24 protein-coding genes and 1 pseudogene are annotated in these 19,694 nt (G+C 46.2%); 12 read left to right on the plus strand and 13 right to left on the minus strand.

Going from position 1 to position 19,694, the window contains the following annotated elements:
• Positions 1-64 precede the first annotated feature (64 nt).
• Positions 65-964 (plus strand): SAM-dependent methyltransferase, encoded by a 900-nt coding sequence (locus EAO38_RS00875; protein ID WP_121020449.1) that lies wholly within the window; start codon positions 65-67, stop codon positions 962-964.
• A gap of 443 nt (positions 965-1,407) precedes the next feature.
• Positions 1,408-1,806, plus strand: a complete 399-nt coding sequence (locus EAO38_RS00885; protein ID WP_121020364.1) for a hypothetical protein — start codon at positions 1,408-1,410, stop codon at positions 1,804-1,806.
• An 84-nt stretch (positions 1,807-1,890) separates the two neighbouring features.
• On the opposite strand, the gene ppsA is transcribed toward EAO38_RS00885, so the two are convergent.
• From ppsA to ribE, 11 genes and pseudogenes are all read right to left on the minus strand, one after another.
• Positions 1,891-4,302 (minus strand): pyruvate, water dikinase, encoded by a 2,412-nt coding sequence (ppsA, locus tag EAO38_RS00890; RefSeq protein WP_121020365.1) that lies wholly within the window; start codon positions 4,300-4,302, stop codon positions 1,891-1,893.
• A 28-nt stretch (positions 4,303-4,330) separates the two neighbouring features.
• Positions 4,331-5,989: a bifunctional chorismate-binding protein/class IV aminotransferase gene (locus EAO38_RS00895; RefSeq protein ID WP_162982644.1), complete on the minus strand. Its 1,659-nt coding sequence runs from the start codon at positions 5,987-5,989 to the stop codon at positions 4,331-4,333.
• 1 nt (position 5,990) lies between these two features.
• Positions 5,991-6,878, minus strand: coding sequence for a DUF2156 domain-containing protein (locus EAO38_RS00900; protein WP_121020367.1), 888 nt, complete (start codon positions 6,876-6,878; stop codon positions 5,991-5,993).
• The gene (locus EAO38_RS09065) at positions 6,868-7,608 is read right to left on the minus strand and encodes a chorismate mutase (protein WP_407927402.1); all 741 of its coding nucleotides are present in this window, start codon (positions 7,606-7,608) and stop codon (positions 6,868-6,870) included. Before EAO38_RS09065 ends, EAO38_RS00900 begins: the two co-directional genes overlap by 11 nt.
• Positions 7,609-8,774: pseudogene (gene lysA, locus EAO38_RS09070) on the minus strand (diaminopimelate decarboxylase); the annotation flags it as partial.
• A gap of 8 nt (positions 8,775-8,782) precedes the next feature.
• On the minus strand, positions 8,783-9,349 hold the full coding sequence (locus tag EAO38_RS00910) for a 2-oxoacid:acceptor oxidoreductase family protein (protein WP_104751825.1): 567 nt from the start codon (positions 9,347-9,349) through the stop codon (positions 8,783-8,785).
• A 2-nt stretch (positions 9,350-9,351) separates the two neighbouring features.
• Complete coding sequence (locus EAO38_RS00915) at positions 9,352-10,179, minus strand: 2-oxoglutarate ferredoxin oxidoreductase subunit beta (protein WP_121020368.1); 828 nt, start codon at positions 10,177-10,179, stop codon at positions 9,352-9,354.
• The gene (locus tag EAO38_RS00920) at positions 10,180-11,310 is read right to left on the minus strand and encodes a 2-oxoglutarate synthase subunit alpha (RefSeq protein WP_121020369.1); all 1,131 of its coding nucleotides are present in this window, start codon (positions 11,308-11,310) and stop codon (positions 10,180-10,182) included. It abuts the gene before it with no gap.
• Positions 11,307-11,648, minus strand: a complete 342-nt coding sequence (locus tag EAO38_RS00925; protein ID WP_104751828.1) for a 4Fe-4S binding protein — start codon at positions 11,646-11,648, stop codon at positions 11,307-11,309. The genes EAO38_RS00920 and EAO38_RS00925 overlap by 4 nt, the downstream gene beginning before the upstream one ends.
• Positions 11,649-11,718: 70 nt before the next feature.
• Positions 11,719-11,988, minus strand: a complete 270-nt coding sequence (locus EAO38_RS00930; protein ID WP_121020370.1) for an EscU/YscU/HrcU family type III secretion system export apparatus switch protein — start codon at positions 11,986-11,988, stop codon at positions 11,719-11,721.
• The gene (ribE, locus tag EAO38_RS00935; RefSeq protein ID WP_121020371.1) at positions 11,988-12,608 is read right to left on the minus strand and encodes a riboflavin synthase; all 621 of its coding nucleotides are present in this window, start codon (positions 12,606-12,608) and stop codon (positions 11,988-11,990) included. Before ribE ends, EAO38_RS00930 begins: the two co-directional genes overlap by 1 nt.
• 140 nt (positions 12,609-12,748) lie before the next feature.
• Between ribE and EAO38_RS00940 the strand changes: the two genes are divergently transcribed.
• Positions 12,749-12,991, plus strand: coding sequence for a hypothetical protein (locus EAO38_RS00940; protein WP_121020372.1), 243 nt, complete (start codon positions 12,749-12,751; stop codon positions 12,989-12,991).
• Positions 12,982-13,188 (plus strand): hypothetical protein, encoded by a 207-nt coding sequence (locus tag EAO38_RS00945; protein WP_121020373.1) that lies wholly within the window; start codon positions 12,982-12,984, stop codon positions 13,186-13,188. The genes EAO38_RS00940 and EAO38_RS00945 overlap by 10 nt, the downstream gene beginning before the upstream one ends.
• On the opposite strand, the gene EAO38_RS00950 is transcribed toward EAO38_RS00945, so the two are convergent.
• Positions 13,181-13,927, minus strand: coding sequence for an SDR family NAD(P)-dependent oxidoreductase (locus EAO38_RS00950; protein ID WP_121020374.1), 747 nt, complete (start codon positions 13,925-13,927; stop codon positions 13,181-13,183). The genes EAO38_RS00945 and EAO38_RS00950 overlap by 8 nt on opposite strands.
• Before the next feature lie 439 nt (positions 13,928-14,366).
• On the opposite strand from EAO38_RS00950, the gene EAO38_RS00955 reads away from it, so the two are divergent.
• From EAO38_RS00955 to EAO38_RS00980, 6 genes are all read left to right on the plus strand, one after another.
• The gene (locus EAO38_RS00955; RefSeq protein WP_162982645.1) at positions 14,367-14,882 is read left to right on the plus strand and encodes a Fe(II)-2OG oxygenase family protein; all 516 of its coding nucleotides are present in this window, start codon (positions 14,367-14,369) and stop codon (positions 14,880-14,882) included.
• 66 nt (positions 14,883-14,948) lie between these two features.
• A complete protein-coding gene (locus tag EAO38_RS08975; protein ID WP_205588315.1) occupies positions 14,949-15,182 on the plus strand; it encodes a TSUP family transporter in 234 nt (77 codons plus the stop codon).
• A gap of 107 nt (positions 15,183-15,289) precedes the next feature.
• Complete coding sequence (locus EAO38_RS08980; protein ID WP_268877804.1) at positions 15,290-15,751, plus strand: sulfite exporter TauE/SafE family protein; 462 nt, start codon at positions 15,290-15,292, stop codon at positions 15,749-15,751.
• A gap of 213 nt (positions 15,752-15,964) precedes the next feature.
• A complete protein-coding gene (locus EAO38_RS00965; protein ID WP_121020376.1) occupies positions 15,965-16,489 on the plus strand; it encodes a site-specific DNA-methyltransferase in 525 nt (174 codons plus the stop codon).
• A 377-nt stretch (positions 16,490-16,866) separates the two neighbouring features.
• The gene (locus tag EAO38_RS00975; protein WP_121020378.1) at positions 16,867-17,115 is read left to right on the plus strand and encodes a hypothetical protein; all 249 of its coding nucleotides are present in this window, start codon (positions 16,867-16,869) and stop codon (positions 17,113-17,115) included.
• A 521-nt stretch (positions 17,116-17,636) separates the two neighbouring features.
• Complete coding sequence (locus tag EAO38_RS00980; RefSeq protein WP_121020379.1) at positions 17,637-18,227, plus strand: hypothetical protein; 591 nt, start codon at positions 17,637-17,639, stop codon at positions 18,225-18,227.
• A gap of 64 nt (positions 18,228-18,291) precedes the next feature.
• Here the strand turns inward: EAO38_RS00980 and EAO38_RS00985 are convergent, their stop codons facing one another.
• Positions 18,292-19,122 (minus strand): SEL1-like repeat protein, encoded by an 831-nt coding sequence (locus tag EAO38_RS00985; RefSeq protein ID WP_121020380.1) that lies wholly within the window; start codon positions 19,120-19,122, stop codon positions 18,292-18,294.
• Positions 19,123-19,124: 2 nt separating this feature from the next.
• On the opposite strand from EAO38_RS00985, the gene EAO38_RS00990 reads away from it, so the two are divergent.
• Together EAO38_RS00990 and EAO38_RS08835 are read left to right on the plus strand one after the other, a co-directional pair.
• On the plus strand, positions 19,125-19,433 hold the full coding sequence (locus tag EAO38_RS00990; protein ID WP_205588317.1) for a glycine-rich domain-containing protein: 309 nt from the start codon (positions 19,125-19,127) through the stop codon (positions 19,431-19,433).
• Positions 19,434-19,523: 90 nt separating this feature from the next.
• Positions 19,524-19,670, plus strand: coding sequence for a hypothetical protein (locus EAO38_RS08835; RefSeq protein WP_162982646.1), 147 nt, complete (start codon positions 19,524-19,526; stop codon positions 19,668-19,670).
• Positions 19,671-19,694: the final 24 nt, after the last annotated feature.

The following is a 19,694-nucleotide window of genomic DNA, read 5'->3' on the forward strand; positions in this document are numbered from 1 at the left end:
ATGCTAGGGCTTTTACAAACATTTTGGGTTGTCTGTGTCCTTAAAATATGTCAATGGCGGGGTGATGAAAGCAAATGCTAAGAATCACCTAGACGCTTACTACACTAAACCCGCCATCGCCAAAGAGCTGTTTAACGCCACTCAAGAAATCATTGCTAAACACGAAAACCTAGACAAATACACTTGGCTAGAGCCCAGCGTGGGGGAGGGATGTTTTTACGATCTCTTACCCGAAGCTAAAATTGGGATTGACATCAACCCCACTAAAGAGGGCGTGATTTGTGCCAACTTTTTAGAGTGGGAGCTGCCCCAAAAGCCCCTAATCGTGATTGGCAACCCCCCCTTTGGGCATCGGGGGGTTTTAGCCCTAGAGTTCATCAAGCACGCCAAGAGTGCGGAGTTTGTGGCCTTTATCTTGCCCATGTTTTTTGCCAGTCTAGGCAAGGGGTCGGTGCGCTACCGGGTGCAAGATTTGTATTTATTGCATGAACAAAGCCTGCCTAAGAACTCTTTTTATTTGGCTCATGGCAAGGAAAAGCAAGTACGCTGTGTGTTTCAGATTTGGAGCAAGAATCACAAAAACCCCAAGAGCGAGTTTAATTGGTACCGCCACAAGAAAGGCGAACCCTTTAGCCATTTACTCAAAGTTGTAACGGTGTCCTTAGCCAAAAATAGAGAGTGTGGCAAGGCGTGGATTTTTGAGAAAAAAGCCAATTTTTATCTCTCCAGCACCTTTTTTAAACAGACTGCCGTTGTGCCTGAGTTTGCGCAAGTGAATTACAAAAGCGGAATCGCTATCATCTACCACGAAAACGCCCCTAAGGACAAGTTAGACGCGCTCTTTTTAAACGCCAATTGGTGTCAATACAGCTCTTTAGCTACGAATGGTTGCAGGCATATTGGCAAGGCGCACATTTACCAGCTTTTAAAAGATAAAGGGTTTAGTGAAAATGAACATGCATGAGATTTTACTAACGCTCATTGAGCGTAAATACCAAGAGATTAAGGAAAAACAGCAAACCGGCATGTTTGAAGGGGAAATTCAACGATAATCCTTGCAAAATAGAAAAAACAGATCTATACGGATTTAGTGGTGGAGACCACATTTTTGTTTCGTGTAAGGACAAAATAGCAGTGGGTGATCCAAAAGCAGCTAAATATGCCAAAGACCATGAAAACGAAGAGAGGGACTATAACCTATTGAAAAACAACTGCCATGGTTTCACTGCGGAGTGTTTTACAAGAAACGAGCAAAATGAGGTTCGTATTAGCAAACCTGACGATGTTGGGGAAAATCTAGGCATGGACTGCTGGCGGTGGTGGAAGTATAAGTAGCCTTAAACACCCACGCCTTAACTTGTGCGTGGGCGATAGGCTAATAAGGGTGAAATTTTACAAAGGAGCAAGATGGGTATTTTGGATTTTATGGCGGGGCTGGTGGGCGTATCCGCGCAAAATGCGAGTCGCAACACCCCACAGAGTATCATCATTGATGAGGAAACCGCCAAACATGTCAGGGGGAGCGGGGACTCTAAAGCGAGCGATTTTGGCTACTCTTCTTGGATTTTCTATTACAAAAAAATACGCTACCCCAACAAAGACAAAGAGGAGCTTGAAAATAAGGTTCTCCCATGCTGTCAATATTGGTGTTCTAGAGATGCCGATCGGGGGGCGCATGTGAAAATTGAGGAGCTGTATGGAGGGAAGTGGTGGATTGTGCCGGTGTGCTCTAGCCATAACCCCCGTACTGATGAGGAATTTAATGTCAAGGCAAACACCATAGCTATTAGACACCCTAAAAAATGATTTTTGAAGCTCAATAGAGAATCTCCTAGTAGCGGTGTGGAAATCATGCCCACACTCTGCTAAGAGTTTATAGCACGGGGTGCGTTAGCAAGAACCTTCTAATTGCACAACTCTATTCCAAGTGGCGATCACCGAGTCCGGATTGAGCGAGAGGGAGCTAATGCCCTGCTTGACTAGAAACTCTGCCACCTCAATGTAATCGCTGGGGGCTTGCCCGCAAATCCCACAATACTTGCCATGCCTTTGGCACGCCTCAATGGCGCGCTTGAACATCTCCAACATCACCGGATTGCGCTCATCAAAGACATGGCTGACCAACTGCCCGTCCCGATCCACGCCCAAAGTGAGCTGGGTTAGATCGTTGGAGCCAATGGAGAAACCATCAAAGAGAGACAAGAAGTCATCAGCCAAGATCACATTCACGGGCAATTCGCACATGATATAAATATCTAGCCCATTTTTGCCCGACTCTAGCCCATTTTTGCGTAAAATTTCTAAGACTTTTTTAGCCTCCTCAATGGTGCGCAAGAAGGGGATCATAATTTTCATATTGGTTAGTCCCATCTTTTCACGCACCATGCACAAGGCTTCACACTCCCAAGCAAAGGCTTCCTTATAAAGGTCTGAATAATAACGACTCGCCCCCCTAAAACCTAGCATGGGGTTTTCTTCATGGGGTTCATACGCGCTCCCCCCCAGCATGCGCATGTATTCATTGGATTTAAAATCGCTGGTGCGCACAATCACCGGTTTAGGATAAAAGGCAGCGCTAATCATCCCCATCCCCTCGGCAATCTTTTTGACAAAAAAGTCCTTAGGGCTTGCATACCCGGCGATCAAATTCTCTAGCTGATCGCGCTCAGGCACGCTTTTATTGTGGTGTAAATCCACTAAAGCTAGGGGGTGGGCTTTGATTTGGTTGAGCATGATGAGCTCCATGCGCGCCAACCCCACGCCGTGATTGGGTAATTGAGAGAATTTAAACGCCTTCTCTGGATTGCCAATGTTAAGATAGATTTTAGTCTTGGGTTCTTGCAGCGCGTCTAAAGCGATACGCTCCACTTCAAAGGCATGCGCGCCCGCGTAAATATAGCCCGTCTCCCCTTGCGCACAAGAAATCGTAACCTCCATGCCCGTATAAAGCGATTCGGTCGCCCCAATCGCCCCCACAATGGTGGGCACGCCAATCTCTCTAGCCACAATGGCGGCATGGCAGGTGCGCCCGCCCCGATTGGTAACTACCGCGCTTGCTTTTTTCATGATGGGCTCCCAATCTGGGTCGGTGTTGTCGGTTACTAAAATCTCGCCCTCTTTGAAAATATTCATGTGATCGAGACTATTGATCACGCGTACCTTGCCTATGCCGATCTTGCCCCCGATGGCTTTGCCCGTGAGCAAGACCTCTTTGGGCGCATTGCTTTTAAAATGGTATTTTTCATACACCTTAGCGCTTTGTTTGAGACTTTGGCTCTGCACGGTCTCAGGGCGCGCTTGCACGATGAAGATCTCCCCACTATCCCCATCTTTTGCCCATTCAATGTCCATAGGGCGGTACTGCCCGGCTTCTTTGGTGTAGTGCTCTTCAATGATAGCCGCATCGCGCGCGAGGTTCAAAATATCGCTATCGCTCAAAGAAAAGCTAGCTTGTTCTTTAGGGGTGGTGGGGATGGTTTTGGTGGGGTGTTCGCTCCCCCGACTCGCATACACAATCTTTTTGACTTTATCGCCCAGTTGGCGCTTAATAATGGGTTCTTTGCCTTGCGCTAGAGTGGGCTTAAAGACATAAAACTCGTCCGGATTGACCAACCCCCCCACCACGCTCTCCCCCAAGCCCCAAGAAGAAGTGATAAAGACCGCGTCTTTAAAGCCGGTTTCCGTGTCAATAGAAAACATCACCCCCGCGCTCGCCTTGTCCGCGCGCACCATTTTTTGCACCCCCACACTCAAAGCCACCTTCAAGTGATCAAACCCCCTAGAAGCGCGGTAACTAATGGCGCGATCGGTAAAAAGCGAGGCTAGGCATGCCTTGATGTAGTGAATCAATTCTGTTTTGCCCTTCACATTTAAATAGGTGTCTTGTTGCCCGGCAAAGGAGGCATCGGGGAGATCCTCCGCAGTGGCAGAAGAGCGCACCGCGACATCGGCTTCACGCATGCCATATTCATCACTGAGCATTTTGTACGCCTGTAAAATCTCATCGCGCAAATCAGCAGGGAGGGGCGTGCCAAAGATGAGATCGCGAATCTGTTTGGAGCGCATTTTGAGCACATCTAATTCGGTCGCGTCCACGCCCTCCAAGAGGGCTACAATCTGTTCTTTAATCCCCCCTTTTTCTAAGAGATACCAATAGGCATCGCTGGTGATGGCAAAGCCATTAGGTACTTTAATGCCACTGGGCACGAGTTCTTGAAACATTTCCCCAATGCTGGCATTCTTGCCCCCAACTAAGGCGACATCTCTGTTATTGATCTCTTTGTAAAGTTTGATGTAGCGCATAAGACCCCTTTGTGGTGTGATGTAGAAATTATAACATGGGCGTATCTAGCCTAAGCTCTACCATGCCCCTAATAGCGTTGGTGGCATAAATTTTATCTGCCCGCTTCAAGTCCTCTAAACTCAACTCTTTAGGGGTGCAACGCCCCGCCTCAACCAAGCGTGTAACTCCTACTCCCTTTAATAACCCTGTGCCAAATTTGGGGGTATAGAGTTGCCCTTCTAACTCTAAAATAAGATTGCTGCGCGCCCCCTCTGTAAGCTTCCCTTCAGAGGTGTAGTACAACACATCAAAACAAAGCCCCTCTTGGATTTGCGCGCGCGCACTCTCATACCACGGGGTGTAGGTGGTTTTATGGGTTAAAAAATCATTATGGGGGTCTAAAGGTTTAGGAGCTAAGAGGAGTTTAGTACTTTTTGGGGGTTCTAGGGGGCTGTATTCTAGGCTATGACTGCCATCTTTATGCCACTCTAGGCGTAAAATCCCATCTTGGGTAGGTTGGTAGTGTTCTAGCCAACGATCATAGGTGAAGTTAAAATAACGCGCGCTATTTTTTAGACGCTGGGCGTGTAAATCTCTATGGCAAATTTCTAAGTGGCGCACGAGCATGGTTTCAATGAGGCTAAACTCCATTTTAGGCAGAATAAAGAAACTCTTTAAATAACACTCTTGGTATTCAGATTCTAGCTGGCTAGCCTGTGTTACACCACTGCCCACGCACAAAGTGTAGGTTTGACTCTGCGCGGGCGCACACATGGTGCGGATAGGCACATTAAAGAGGGCTTGGTGTGCGTCCACTACCCCAATCGCCCCACAATACACGCCCCGATCATGCTTTTCTAAATCCTCAATCAAACGCATGCTTTTTTGTTTAGGTTCGCCAGTTACAGAGCTAGAGGGGAAGATCGCCTGCAAAAGGGGGAGAAGTTGGGGGTTTTTAAGCGTGCCCACTAAAGTAGAAGTCATCTGAAAGAGGGTTGGGTGCGCCTCTACTTCGCAAAGTTTGGTAACTTCTATGTTGTGCGCGATTTGAGCGAGTTCTTGGGCGAATAAATCCACCACCATCGTATTTTCATGGCGGTTTTTAGGATCGCTTTGTAAAAACTCCCGGTTGTGTGCGTCTTGTTCAGGAGTAATACCGCGCGCGATTGTGCCTTTCATAGGTTTAACGCGGATGCTTTGTTTGCCATAATCCACATCAAAGAAAAGCTCGGGCGAAAAACTTAAGATAGTTTCAAAGGGGCTTGGTAAAAAAGCGCAATAAGGGGTGTGTTGGTTGCGCAAAACTTGCTCAAAAATGGCGCGGGGGGTGGTGTGGGTTTTAAGGTGCAGGGGCAAAGTCAAGTTCACCTGCGCACATTCGCCATCTTCAAAGGATTTTTGAATCGCCTTGAATTGTGCGGCATAGGTGTTAAAGTCTATAGGTGTGTCAATTTGGGGGTAAAAAACCATGTTTTCTAGGGGCTTGGGGGTGTAGGTTTGCCTCTTGGCAAACTGGGTAAAGTAGGCGATGGGGGTGGTGCTTTTAGAGGCGCTTAGAGCGTGGTAATGCACATAACCTACAAAATAGCCGCTATGGCGTTGTGTGTCTATTTGGGCGAGCAAGTCCTGCAACTGCTTGCTATCAAAGGCACTTAAACTTTGCAAGGGGCTATGGTAATAAAACTCCCCAAAAATGGCTTCTTGCATCTCAATCCTTGTAGATGGCATGAAATTTTTCTAGTAAAAAGGCGGGGTTATAACCCATTTTGGCTTGGCGCAAACCCTCAATGCCTAAATCCTCTTCGCGATTGACTAGGGGGCAGTCTTTAAAAGCATGGGCTAGGAGTTGTTGGTTGATCATCTGATAAGCCCCGCGCACGCGTGGGTCGGCTTTTTCAATGTGAATCACCGCCATCTGTGCGCTGATTCTCTCCCCAAAACTCAAGCCCACGATGCGCCCTTCTACCACGATCACGCCCCCCTGTAATTGCAGCTCCTCAAAGACTTCTAGCGCGTTTAAAATCCCCTGATGTTCGTATTCTAAGGCTTCATCCACCTGCCCTAAGGCGCGCCATTCACGCAGGGCGCTCACAATCTGATCGCGATTGTGCGCGCTGATAGGCTCATAGGTGAAATGGGGATATTCCTTTAAAAAGGCGTTGAGATGATTCTTTTTTTTGTGAAACTTCTTGCCTTGTAGGGCGATGAGTTCGGCGGTGTGGTAGATATAATCAAAGCGATCCCGCTGAGGCTCAATGTCAAAGGCATCAGGCAAGAAACTCTCTAATTGCGCCCTCTGCTCTGTTTGCAAGGCTCTAAACTCTAAAACTTCGTGATGGGCTTTGGTGTGGGCTAAAAGCTCTGTAATTGCCCCCTTCTTATCCCCCGCCCCAATGGGGTAGAAATAAAAAGGGGGTTGTTTGGGGTATTGTGTGCGAATCACCACACAGCCACACACGAGGGCTAGGCGAATATCCCTAGTGCTTTGCCACAAATACAAATTGGTAAAATTCACATCCGACACGCTCAAGCTATCCTCTTGTAAATGCGTGTCTAGCAGCCCTTTTAGCTCTAAACTCAAGGGTTTAAACTCCACTTTTTCTCCGTGTAGTAGAATAAGCACCCAAGCATAGAGGCGCTAAAGGGGTGGGTAATTCTAGGTCTGCGTTGGCTTCTAGTAAGCACCCTAGTGGCGTGGCTGAAAAGTAGGGGTCCTTGCAAATCTTTAAAAGGGCTTGTACTTCTTGTTGCGCTGTGGGGGCAAACCACCACGCCTTGCGTGTGGGGTTGTTTTGTGCTAAAAAGCCAAAACGCCCCACCAACAAGCACCACACATTAGCGATTCTAAAGCTATGCGCGATTTCTAGGCGTTGTTGTGCAATATGCCCCGCTAAAGCTTTGAGCCCTTGCGCGTACGCGTGGCTAGCGCGCACCTCTAAAAGCCCATAATCCACGCCCTTGAGCAAAATCGCCTCAAAAAGCACTAGGGGATTGTAGAGTTTTAATTTAAACTTCTGCCCTAAAAGTCTTCTAGCCGTGCTGGTGTGGGCGCTAACCCCCACTTGTTCAGGATGGATTAGCCCCCTTGAGATGCCTAAAATCTCTGTATAAACGCTCTCTAATTGCCCCCCCACTTGGGCGTAAATTTGGGCTTCTCTAGCGGGGTTGTAGATGGGTAAGTTTTGGGCGCGCTTGTGTTGGGCAATACGCCTAGCCACCTCAAAGCGTTTGGTGAGCAGAGCGCTAATTTGGGCATCCAGCGCGTCAATTTGGGCGCGTTGACTCTCTAGGCTGCTCTCCTGCAAACAGGCGCGCTCATCTGCCACAAGGCTAGAAAACTCTTCTCTAGCCCTAATCACTTTGAGCACCCCCCCCTCTAGGGCGAGTTCTAAAATCTTAGGGCGGCTATTGTAATGGCTAGCCATGCTCGCCCCATAAGCCCCCACCTGCTTGAAGAGTAAAATATCCCCTTTTGCCACTCCTCTTAAAGCCACTCCCTTTAAAAAGCAATCCGTGCTCTCACACACTGGACCCACGATGTCATAGATCGCCTCTGTGCCCTCTTGGGCGTTAAGCACCTCTATAGAGTGGCGCGCTCCATAAAGCGCGGGCGCAAAAAATCATTCATCCCCGCGTCCACCACCACAAAGTTTTTCTTAGCCCCGGGCTTGACATACTGCACTTGGGTTACCAACACTCCACTATCTGCTACAATCCTGCGCCCGGGCTCACAGATTAAGGTTAAGTCTAGTTTTTGCGCCGCGCTTTTAAGGGGCTGGGCGTAATCTAGGATACTAATAGCACCCCTCCCCTCATCCACGCCTAACCCCCCGCCCATGTCTAAAAACTTGAGTTCTACCCCGCTAGCGATCAAAAAACGCGCTAAGGCGCTCATCTTTTGGCTCGCCTCTTTGATCGGTTCTAACTCAATGAGTTGGGAGCCAATATGACAATGCAAGCCCACCGGTTCTAAAAAGGGGGATTGTTTGGCAAACATGAACATTTGCACGGCTTCTTTTTCCTCCACCCCAAATTTATTTTCCCATAGACCGGTGGAGATGTGGGGGTGGGTTTGCGCGTCAATATTAGGATTGATGCGCACGCTGATTCGTGCGGGGGTGTTGCTCTCTGTAGCGATGCGCTCGATGAGTCGCAATTCCTCAAAGGACTCCACATTCAAGAATAAAATCTTGCTCTCTAGGGCTTCTATAATCTCGCTCTCTAGCTTGCCCACCCCGCTAAAGATGATCTTATAGGGGGGGATGCCCGCTAAAAGCGCCTTGCGCACCTCATAGATAGAAACACAATCCCCCCCCGCCCCCAAGCGCGCCAAATGGGCTAACAAGCTCAAATTAGAATTGGCTTTCAAGGCGTAACAGATGAGGGATTTAGCCCCGCTAAAGGCGTTTTTAAAGTCTAAAAACGCTGTTTTGATTTGATCAAAATCGTAGAGATAAAAGGGGGTGGGGTGTGTCGCCACAATGGGCGCGATGTCTAAATTCAAGAGATTTTCTTTGCTTCTAACGCCTTGAGCGCGTGCGCTTCCCCAATTTCAAAGGCTTTTTTATTCAGCTCTGCCACTTTAGCGGGCACTTTGGCAACCATCGTTTCAATCACTTGGGCGCGATCCACGCAATCCATGAGGGTGATAGTGATGGCTAGGGCAACCACAGATTGGGTGATGATATTGCCCACCTCATCTTTGGCGATGCTGATAATGGGGATTTTATAGAGTTTAAACTTGGCTTCATCCTCTGGGGTGGGGTGTACTAAGTTGGGATCAACCACCACCACGCCCCCCTCTTTGACATCGCCTTTAAAAAGGTTGTAGCTGCTTTGCGCCACAGAGAGCATAAAATCAATCTCTCCCTCTTTGGCATAGGGGTAAATGATCTGTGCAGCGCTCAAAATAATGTCCACTTTAGTAGGGCCGCCCCTCACTTGGCTCGTGTAGGTAGAAGTCTTTGTGCCAAAGCCCCCGCTAGCGATCTTAGCTTCGGCTAAAATCTCCCCCGCCAACAAGACCCCCTGCCCGCCCACGCCTGTAAAACGCAATTCTAAACTCATGGCTAGCTCCTCTCTTTCTTAGAAGCTTTGGCGATCACGCCTTCATAAGCCTGACAATACTCCATTTTAGAAGTGTCTTGTTTGAGTACACCAGTGGGGTACTTGCCCTCCCTCTCCTCAGGGCTTAACGCCTCGTATTGGCGTTTGCTCACCAAGCGGGATTGAATCCATGCCAAAGTTTGAGCCGCTTCGCCCATTTTGTTTTTGCGCCCCAAATTGATATGGCAATTGCTATGCACATCCACAAAGCTAAAGCCCTTATGGCTAAAGCCCTCCGCTAGCGTGCGCTCCAATCTTTTAGGGTCTAACACACTCTCGCGCGCGACAAAGCTCGCCCCGGCTGCCATCGTGACTTCACAGGGGTCAAAGTGGTTATCAATATTGCCACTTTGGGCGGTAACCGTCCACATCCCATTAGGGGTGGTGGGGGAGGTTTGCGAATTGGTGAGCCCATAGATGAAGTTATTGACCAAGACCAAGTTCAGATCAATATTGCGCCTGCAGGCATGGATGGTGTGGTTGCCGCCAATGGCAAAGCTATCCCCATCTCCAGAAACCACGATGACATGTTTTTTAGAGTTGGCTAACTTGATCCCAGTGGCGTAAGCCAACGCGCGCCCATGTGTGGTGTGCACGGTGTTGCAATTCACATACGAGCTCATCCGCCCGCTACACCCAATCCCACTCACCAAGCACACATCGTCCATATTCCAGCCCAAGCTATCAATGGCGCGGATAATGCACTTCAAGATCACCCCATCCCCACAGCCCCAACACCATAGCGTGGGGGTTTTATCCACACGCAAATACTCATCATAATTAAACGCCATTTATAGCTCCTTTATTTTGCGCGCGATCTGTCTGGGGGTAAAAGGTCTGCCATCGGCTTGTAGCAACGCCTCCACTCTGCGCCCCATAGCATGCTCAATTTCTAAAACATACTGCCCCTTATTGAGCTCGACCATGAGGATTTTCTCAAACCTTTTACCCAATTCTTCTAGCTGTTTGCGCGGGCTAGGCCACAGAGTGAGCGGGCGAAAAAAGCCAATTTTTTTAGCATACCCTTGTGCTTTTAAATCCCTTAGGGCTTCTTTGATAGCCAGCGCGCTAGAACCATAGCCAATAATAAGCACCTCTGCGTCCTCTAAATCCATCTCTTCATTTTTACTAAGAATGTCTAATTTAGAGTCAATCTTGTGAAAGAGTCGCTCGATGAGCGCGCCCCCAATTTGGGCGTCTTCGGTGGGGAAGCCAATGGGTCCATGGTGTAGCCCCGTGATGTGGTAGCGGTATCCCTTAAAAAAGGGGTTGAGAATGGCTGACTCGTCCATGGGCACGCCATAAGGTTGGTAATCCTTAGGGTCGCCCTCAAAGACGCGCCGATTCACTATGCCCTCTTGCACCTCCTGTAAATCGGGTAATTGCACCCTGCCATACATGTGTCCAACGGTCTCATCTAAAAGCAAGAAGACCGGAGTCATGAGCATTTCTGCCAAATTGAAAGCGCGGATCGTTTCGCTATAGATTTCTTCTAAATTGCCCGGAGCCAAAGTTACGGATTTAAAATCCCCATGAGAGGGGTGTTTTAAAAAATTCACATCCCCTTGAGCGACCCTTGTGGGCATCCCTGTGGAGGGACCTGAGCGCATGACATCTACGATCACAAGGGGGGTTTCTGTCATGAACGCATAGCCGATCTGTTCTACTTTGAGAGAAATCCCCGGCCCCGAACTAGCTGTCATCGCCTTCACCCCGCTCATGCTAGCCCCTAGCGACACACACACCCCCCCAATCTCATCCTCCATTTGGATAAAATGCCCCCCGTGGGCGGGCAAGAGTTTGCTCATCGCATGCATGATGTCTGAGCTAGGCGTGATAGGATAGCCTCCAAAGAAGCGACAACCCGCCTCAATGGCGGCTTTAGCGACTAAATCATTGCCATCAGAAATCACCTCCCTCATTGACCCCTCCCCTGCGCAATCGATTCTTCTAAAAGCATGTAATGATTAGCCCGCACTCTCACGCCTCTCTCTTCTGCCTCTTTGGACACTTTAGCAAATTTAAACTCTTTCTTCTCCGCGACATAAATGGCAAAGTCCGGACACCCCAGTTCGCATTTACAACACCCAATGCAACTTTCTGGGTAAGCCACCTTAGCGACCTTGCCTAGAATATGATCCAAGCGCACACCCATGCCAAGCACCCCAGCCGGACACACCGACACGCATAAATCGCAACCCTTACAACGCGCCTCATTCACCCAAACGGGCACGCCTTGGGGGGCTACCATCTTAGACATCAACACTCCTTGATACACAGACAGATTTGGAGGCTCGATCTTAGCATTTTAATGTTAAAGATTGGTAAGGTTAAGAACTAAATTCAGATTGGCTCTCCACATTCTGCAGCCAAATAAAGACTTCTACCACGCTAGAATACAACTCAGGGGGGATGGGGGTGTCTAGGCGCACATCTAACAAGGATTGTACCAACGCCTCATTGCAAAACAAGGGTACATCAAAGGCCTTGGCTTTCTCTATGATGGCGCGTGCAATCTCCCCCACCCCACTAGCCACCACCTTAGGCGCGCTATCCCGCCCCACATTGTAAGCCAACGCGACCGCTTTAGGGAGCGCCATCAATACCCCATTACGATCGCATCCACATCGCGCCAACTTAAGGCAGAGCGGGGCGTTTTGCCCAAGAGATGCGCCACAGAGCGTACCAAGAGATCGCTTTCTAAATTCACCCGCCGCCCTTTTTTGTAGCTAGAAAATAGGGTATTTTCAAAGGTGTAGGGGATGATGCTCAGGCTAAAGCTCTGGGTGTCCAGCGCGCTAAGGGTGAGGCTCACACCATCTAGGGCAATCGAACCCTTGGGGATACAGAGTTGCAAAAAATGCCTAGGGGCTTGGACTTGCACACAAACCTGATTGGCATCGGGTTTGATGGCTGCGATCGTGCCAATCCCATCTACATGCCCTTGTACAAAATGCCCATCAAGGCGATCGTTTAACTTTAAAGCCGGCTCAATGTGCACGCGCGCATGGGGGGAGTAGTTTTCTAGGGCGATTTGGGTTTGGGTGTGCGCGCTGAGCTCTAAGGCAAAGCCCCCCTTAAAAAGCCCAATCACGGTCAAACACGCTCCATTGACCGCGATGCTATCGCCCAGCTTGGGACAATAAGGGCTTAAAATCTCTAAGACATTATGGCTAAAAGCTTTGATAAGGGCAATCTGGTGGATGACTCCGCTAAACATAGAGTTTCCTTAATAGAGATTTAATGCATATCTTTTAGGATTATAATATAATTTCGTAGAATGAGTTCTAGTGTTTAGAGGGGAGGGCCATCTCCATAGCTTTAAGGGTATTTCCAATAGGGTGCGCGTAGGCGGTAGAAATGAGCCTAGTGGCCTTTAGATACATGGTAGATCGCAAGGAGATGATCAGAGCTATAACAAGCCGGCAAGCGCGGTATGCGCGAAGCCGTTGCGCAGTAGTTGCGGTAATACCCGGCGCAACGGGGTTAAACATTCTGTTCAACCCCGGCATGTATCAAAAAGGCGTTTTTGGCGATGCAAAAGATAGCTTTGTATCCATTGAGAACATCATCCTTACGATCAAGGAGAAACAATGGCATTAAAACCTTTGGTTTTAGAAAAGAGGGTATTTACTTTTAGAGACGGACAACGCGTAGGACTCAACGAACCCACATTGCTCCCTGCAAAAGAAGTCAACGGCTCAATGACGAGATCGCCCGTATCTCACCGCCAAAAAACCCTTACCACTGACTCAGAAACCATCTATCTTAGAAACAATGATATTCCTTTAGTTATTTAACCACTAATTGTGAAAAAGTTTGATTGATTGGCATAATTTCAACGCTGTTGATATTGACATGCAATGGTTGTTTGTAAATCCACAGCACAATATTTGCAATATCTTGTGGCTTGAGAGTTGTTTTGTTCTCATAGACAGCTTTAGCTTTTTCTCTATTACCTTTAAAGCGCACCAAACTAAAATCTGTTTCACTGCAAAGACCTGGCTCTATATTGCTTACTCTAATTTTAGTCCCAATTAAATCCGCTCTTAAGTTTAAAGAAAATTGTTTTACAAAGGCTTTGCTAGCGCCATAGACATTGCCTCCAAGGTAGGGATAAGTTCCTGCAATAGAACCGATATTAATGATGGTTCCGGCATCGTTTTTAACCATTGAGGGCAATACAAGGCGGGTTATGCGTAATAACCCATTGATATTGGTTTCTACCATAGTTTCCCAATCGCTTAAATCGCATTCAAATGCTTTTTCTAAGCCTAAAGCTAATCCGGCGTTATTGATTAAACAATCAAGTTGTTTTGTTGTAGAGAAAATCTTATTGATCGCCTGTTGTGTGGCATTTTTATCTTGAATATCAAAGCATAATGGGATAAAACTCTCGCGATAGCCATTTTGCAATTCTTCCAAAAGTTCTATGCGCCGACCTGTCCCAAAGACAATAAAGTTCTCTTCTAAGAAAGCTTTAGCAATTGCTAATCCAAGTCCAGAAGTCGTACCAGTAACCAAAATATACTTTTTCATAGCCCGTTTTTTCCTTGTTTGCTAAATAAGAATTGCTTTTATTGTATCAGAATAAAGAAAATATTACTAAGGGTGTTACTAAAAAGAATAATATGAATAAGGCAACTCTGTGAATAATTGTGTTATATGAAGAGGCTTTAAGATACGTTGAAGCGCATAAGTTGGTTGAGAAATATGCATTGCTGTGTGATGAATTCCACAAAAACGATTTTATAGTAACAAATTTGGAGATAGATACAGTGCTTCCAAAAACTCTTATTGATAATGGTTTTGTGGACAACAATAAGATTAGGCAATCGGTTTTAAGGGCTCATGTCGATAAACATTGCATCTGGAATATATCCTGTTGTGTACGAAGGTGAAAACAATGGTCAGTTAATTCGAAATGTATGTCCCACGATAAAGGCGCAAGAGCATATTAGTTCTCATGGTTCTCAATATGATTTTTTCCCGTGTTGATAATCAAAATTTACCAATTACTGGAGAATGTTGTGATGACAATATTGGTAAATGTCCAAATTCATTAAGTTTATTGGCGTTAAGGAGTCAAGAAAATGTATACACAAGTACCATACTGTTAGATGATATTTTAAGCTTATTGGATGCCAGTACCATTGACGTACTTCAAAGGCCAATTTTTGTAGTTAGGTGTCCAGGTTCATTTGAATGTGACAATATTTTCGTGAATAATTTACCATTGCTATGCGAGTTAGGCGGAAAGTTTTATTCTCGTTTTGATTACCATAATATATCAACAAAAGATAGTAGGGGAGTGGTGGCATTGGAAAAGTTTAAGAGTGTTTCTTTGGAAGAAAAATTATGGAAAAGATTTTTACTCGAGCCGGGTCAAGTTATAGTGTTTAATAATCAAAGAACGCTTCATACTAGAAATAAATTTTCTCCCAAATTAAATGGTGAAGATAGTGTGGTTATCGAGATTATTTGGGGTTTTTGAAAAGCCAGTTTCTACGATGTTTGTGTCAAAAAAATGTGGGCATCATCTTAAAATAAAGGCCTAATTTTGGTTTATGTTGAAAGTAGTTTGATTTCTGATTTCTTGTGGATTGGTATATTATTGTTGGTTGTTGCCTCATTTGTAGCTGGTTATATCGACTCGATATCTGGGGGAGCTGGTTTAATATTGATTCCGGCCTTTATGCTGGTTGGCTTACCACCTCAACTAGCTTTGGAACAAGAAAAATTAGTTAGCACTATAGGCACATTAGCTGCAATAAGAAACTTTGTTAAAAAATAATTCTATCGTATGGAAAATAGCGTTTTATGGAATAATTGCATCTCTTGTTGGAGCTTTTGTAGGAGCAAAAGCCATACTCATTTTGGATTCAGGTTATTTCTCATGTTATTGTTTGTTTTCTTCCGATAGGTCTTTTGATTGCGTTTGTAAAAGGAAGATTTAACCCTAGAGATCAAAGCCAAGAAAATATTTCTATTTCTATACCTAGAACATTGAGTTGTTGTTTTGTTGTTGGTTTTTACGATGGTTTTTTTGGTCCTGGGACTGGTAGCTTGTTTATTATTATCTTAGTTTTATTTAACCGATTAAATTTATTGCAATCATCAGCTACATCAAAAATTTTTAATTTCTCATCAAACATTGGAGCTTTTATTGTTTTTCTTATAGGTGGTCATATGAACTTTTTAATTGGCGTTCCTATGATTATTGCAAGTTTGCTAGGCAATCATTTTGGCAGTGTTCATGCAATAAAAACAAGTGGTTTGATTGTTAGAAAGGTGTTATTTATTACAGTTTTGTTAATGATAATTACTTTGATAGTTCAATTTATAAAAAATAATGCAGTTTAAGCCATTGAGATTTCCATATTGCATAGCTTATAACTTCTCCCGTTTTCTAGTTTTTGATTGCATTCCCTGATCTTTCTATCCAGCTGTGTTGTTTTTGTATGAAGGTCTCTTGTTTTTTTTGTTCCACTCGCTTTAAAAGTCGTTCATTCTTTGCGCACAGCAAACCCCTTAAAATAGATTGGCATCCTCGCTGGACAAGCCGGCAAGCACGGTATGCGTGAAGTCGTTGCGCAACCCGGCTATGGGGATGGCAAAGACCAGCGTATATGGATTGCGTGGGTGGGTTTTATTTTTGCCCAAATAGAGCGCATTTTAAAGCCGGGTGGGTATTTCTTTAGCTTCATTGATTGGCGCATGTTGCCCGCCCTTTCTGATAGTATCCAGTTGGCAGACTTGGCCTGGCGGGGTATCATTGTGTGGGATAAGGGTCGTTCTGCTAGACCCTTTCCTAATGGCTTTAAACAACAATGCGACAAGCCGGACTTAAGCAGAATGCTTAAGTCCGTTGCGCAGCTATGGTTATATATCCGTGTACGGCGCAACGGGACGCAGTATTCTACTGCGCCCCGGCTAGCCCAAAAGCCCCTAGAGGTGCTCAAGCATTGTTTAGAAGTCTTGCCTAGGGGCTCAGTGGTGTTAGATTGTTTTTGTGGCTCAGGGAGCACAGGGGTGGCATGCGCGCAATTGGACTTAGATTTTATTGGGGCGAGCCGGCAAGAAACAGACGAGCCGGGGTAAATCAGAATGATTTGCCCCGTTTACGAGCACAAGCTTAAGCCCGTTTGCGAGGGCAGAAGAGTGCGGAGTATGCTAAGATCGCGAAAGAAAATTTAGCAAAAGCACTAGATAGGGGGTTGTTTAATGAGCTTTAAGCGTGTGGGCTTAAGAAGGCTTGTTTTATTTTTGGCTTTTGCGTGGGTTTTAGGGGGCTTGTTCGTTTTGCCCGCAAACATCTTTTATTGGTCAAAGGAGACAATAATGTTAGATCAGTGGGTTTTTTCTGTGATTGTGTTTGGGGTAGGTTTTGCGTGCATATGGTTTTTTTCCAAGCATTAGGCGGGCTAAGATGTTCATGCGCACGCAGGTGAGCGTCTTGTCAAGTCTAGGGCTTTTTTTTGAGCGCGTGCGCGCCTAGGGTGCTCTATAAAGATGTCTATGTGCCCACGCCCTGTAACATTGCCAAGCCCACTAGACCGCCTAAGGATTTAGGGTTATTGGAGTATGTGAAAGCACTCTTGATCTACACCGAGGGGCTAGAAAAAGATTTGGAGTTTTGCAGCAGACCCCCGCGTGTTAACACGCCAAAAGGCGAGCCGGTGCAAGTAGAATACTTACTCCGTTTGCGAGTGGAGCGCGCAAGTTAGCCAAGCAAGATTTACGCCCCTTAAAACCCGCGCGTTAACCCGTCATAAGAGAGCATAAATCTAGCCGGGGGGGGGGGGGGTAGAATACTCTCTCCGTTGCACGCTAATGGTTTTATAACAACAGAGGCAAGCGTGCCGCTTGCCCGGCGCAACGGTCTAAGCGTCCCGCTTAAGCCGGCTAGTGTTGTATAGGCAGTAACCCTTTAGAAAAGTTGGCTAGGGGGCTAGATCACTTAGTGCGTAATGGGGAGCTTAAAACAAGCCCCACAGGCATTAAAACCATTGTTGTACCCACAAAAGAAGGGGAATTTAGAGTAGGCCTGCTCAGGGGTGGTCTGGCAAGGGGGACAATACATGGGTGATCACGGCCTATGAGTACAAACGCCCCCTGTAGAGACTTTCGGCCAATCTACAGGCCCTAAAGATGTTTCTAAAGGGTCTGAGCATGGGCATCTTGCCCAGAAGGACTTAGACAAGGATAGCACACCCCCCTTAAAGAGAATCCAAAGGTACAAGAACTCTTGACAAAGGCTTATGACAAGTGGGATCGAGGCGAGGTTAGACCTGAGCAGATGGGGTTACAAGAAGCCATCCAAGAGCTCTTAGGCGGGGCAGTTTATAAGCCCCAGTTTAACAACGATGTCAAGGCGTTTTTAAAACATAGCTATGGGCATAGTGATTTAAAATTTGTGCTAGATAGATACCGCGTTGATGCTTATGGCGATGGCATCCACGCCCAGATACAGGGCACCCCCTATTTAATAGACAACCCAGACTATATCACTCAGGGTAAAGATGGCAATTTGATGTTTCTTAAAGAAGTGAGCCCCGATCATTATATGGGAGTGGGGTTAGATATGGGCTTAGGACGCAGAGGCACGCACAATAAGGGGGCTTGGGGGTTACTCAATAGAAAGGGGAGAAAACCTATTGAGGGAGCGCTTAAGCCCACGCAGAAGGGCTATAGCCAAGAGCAGTTGGCACAATTTGATGAGGGAAGGGCTTGGGGGTGTTTGTTTGCCCCCCAATTTTATCTCTGTGTAACCCTCTATTTTACAAAGTACCCATTATCAAACGCCAAGCACTCACACCATGTGTTAAAAACTGCTTAAGAATCAGAGACACTCCCCCAATAGCGGTAAAAGTGCCAATGTTTGAGGCCTAAATCCCCATTTTTTACTCTAAATATGAAAAATTCCCATCGCTGTCTATCTCTCCCCGTTTGCCAACACAAGGGTTTTGAAATGCCCTCATGCGTTTTAAATAGCTCGCCCCTCCGTCCATCCAAAGACCCATTGCCTCATCATCTTTTAAATATCCGCTTTTTGCCAATGAGATTGCAAACCTAGACTGCATGAAATGTTGTGCTATCTTTTGATAGTCGGTACTGAGACAACCTTTATAGCGTTCAACTTCTTCTATCCCACGCCCCACTTGCCTGCTAATTTTTTCAGCTGTGCTTAAATGGATTAAAAGTTCGGGCAACACCACATAATGCCTGCAGGTGAGTGCCACAAATTTTAATAATTTAATGTGCTCACCTAATTTATCCATTACAGACATTGCCTGTGTCGCCATTAATTTACAATCATCATTGTCGTTTGGGTATCTAGACTGCAAACCTATCTCTGAAGAGTAAAAAAGGCACTCAGAACCTATTTTGGATAACATAAGAGCACAACGCCCACTGCCTAACTTTGCGCCTTTTTCAAAATATATACACGCATCTTTTCGGCTGTCCCTACCAACTAAAATTCCTAATTTTTCGTATGCATCCGCATAACCCAAATCAATGGCTTTTTGGTGGAGTTGCACGATTTGGGTATATATTTCGCCACCATCGGCTATATCATCGTTGTAAGAATAATACCAATGATACCAATACAAGGTTTCTCCCCACAAAGCGTAAGCTTCCTCATCGCCTTTTTCAGCCTGTATCTTTAACAGCTCAAGAGCTTGTTCATAGTATTGTCTTGTAATTTTTTCATCTTTATTGAAGACAGGCAATCGTGCCCCCTAAAGATGTGGATGCATTTTGGCATTATCACATCTTAGATACACAGAAGTGCGCTCAGGATTGTCAAGAGATTTTTGGCTACTTCTTGCACCACTTCCCTTATTTTGGCATGCGTGGGGACCAAGACGCGCAAAACCTCCAAGATTCTTGGAATAGTACATGCCAAAAATACCTTGCACGCTTTGGCATGCCCTCTGCACTCGTGCAAAAAAAGTTTGGCGCGCTACGAGCAGATGTCCTAACTGCGGTAGATCTAATGAAGGTGTATTTCTGGAAGCACAAACTAGCTAGGGCGGTCTAGATTCTACTGTGCATGGGGGTTTAGTTATAGGATAAGGGGGATGATAGCATAGATAGACTAACATGCCAGCCAAACCCTAAAAGGGCTACCATGCAATGGCTTCAAAACGCTATCACCCATGGCATCGTGGCAAAGCTACCCCTCTATTATTGGCAGGGGCTGGCTATCTTACGTGTTTGTGATTTTTATCTCCCTGTCTACACAGATTTTACAAGCTGGGCATGCGCCTTAGGGTGAATGGGGTTTTATTATCCGCTTTGG

Origin of the sequence: Helicobacter vulpis, assembly GCF_003660395.1 — a bacterium.
Classification (GTDB): Bacteria; Campylobacterota; Campylobacteria; order Campylobacterales; family Helicobacteraceae; genus Helicobacter; species Helicobacter vulpis.

What these genes read in the sequence shown, in the direction of transcription:
- EAO38_RS00915 (WP_121020368.1), bottom strand. Translation starts at nt 10,179, where the DNA reads ATGGCGTTTAATTATGATGAGTATTTGCGTGTGGATAAAACCCCCACG.
- EAO38_RS00925 (WP_104751828.1), bottom strand. Translation starts at nt 11,648, where the DNA reads ATGTCTAAGATGGTAGCCCCCCAAGGCGTGCCCGTTTGGGTGAATGAG.
- EAO38_RS00910 (WP_104751825.1), bottom strand. Translation starts at nt 9,349, where the DNA reads ATGAGTTTAGAATTGCGTTTTACAGGCGTGGGCGGGCAGGGGGTCTTG.
- EAO38_RS00875 (WP_121020449.1), top strand. Translation starts at nt 65, where the DNA reads ATGAAAGCAAATGCTAAGAATCACCTAGACGCTTACTACACTAAACCC.
- EAO38_RS00885 (WP_121020364.1), top strand. Translation starts at nt 1,408, where the DNA reads ATGGGTATTTTGGATTTTATGGCGGGGCTGGTGGGCGTATCCGCGCAA.
- EAO38_RS00945 (WP_121020373.1), top strand. Translation starts at nt 12,982, where the DNA reads ATGGCATTAAAACCTTTGGTTTTAGAAAAGAGGGTATTTACTTTTAGA.
- EAO38_RS00895 (WP_162982644.1), bottom strand. Translation starts at nt 5,989, where the DNA reads ATGCAAGAAGCCATTTTTGGGGAGTTTTATTACCATAGCCCCTTGCAA.
- EAO38_RS00955 (WP_162982645.1), top strand. Translation starts at nt 14,367, where the DNA reads ATGATTTTTTCCCGTGTTGATAATCAAAATTTACCAATTACTGGAGAA.
- EAO38_RS00930 (WP_121020370.1), bottom strand. Translation starts at nt 11,988, where the DNA reads ATGGCGCTCCCTAAAGCGGTCGCGTTGGCTTACAATGTGGGGCGGGAT.
- EAO38_RS00950 (WP_121020374.1), bottom strand. Translation starts at nt 13,927, where the DNA reads ATGAAAAAGTATATTTTGGTTACTGGTACGACTTCTGGACTTGGATTA.
- ppsA (WP_121020365.1), bottom strand. Translation starts at nt 4,302, where the DNA reads ATGCGCTACATCAAACTTTACAAAGAGATCAATAACAGAGATGTCGCC.
- ribE (WP_121020371.1), bottom strand. Translation starts at nt 12,608, where the DNA reads ATGTTTAGCGGAGTCATCCACCAGATTGCCCTTATCAAAGCTTTTAGC.
- EAO38_RS00965 (WP_121020376.1), top strand. Translation starts at nt 15,965, where the DNA reads ATGCGTGAAGTCGTTGCGCAACCCGGCTATGGGGATGGCAAAGACCAG.
- EAO38_RS08835 (WP_162982646.1), top strand. Translation starts at nt 19,524, where the DNA reads ATGCAATGGCTTCAAAACGCTATCACCCATGGCATCGTGGCAAAGCTA.
- EAO38_RS00940 (WP_121020372.1), top strand. Translation starts at nt 12,749, where the DNA reads ATGAGCCTAGTGGCCTTTAGATACATGGTAGATCGCAAGGAGATGATC.
- EAO38_RS00920 (WP_121020369.1), bottom strand. Translation starts at nt 11,310, where the DNA reads ATGAGGGAGGTGATTTCTGATGGCAATGATTTAGTCGCTAAAGCCGCC.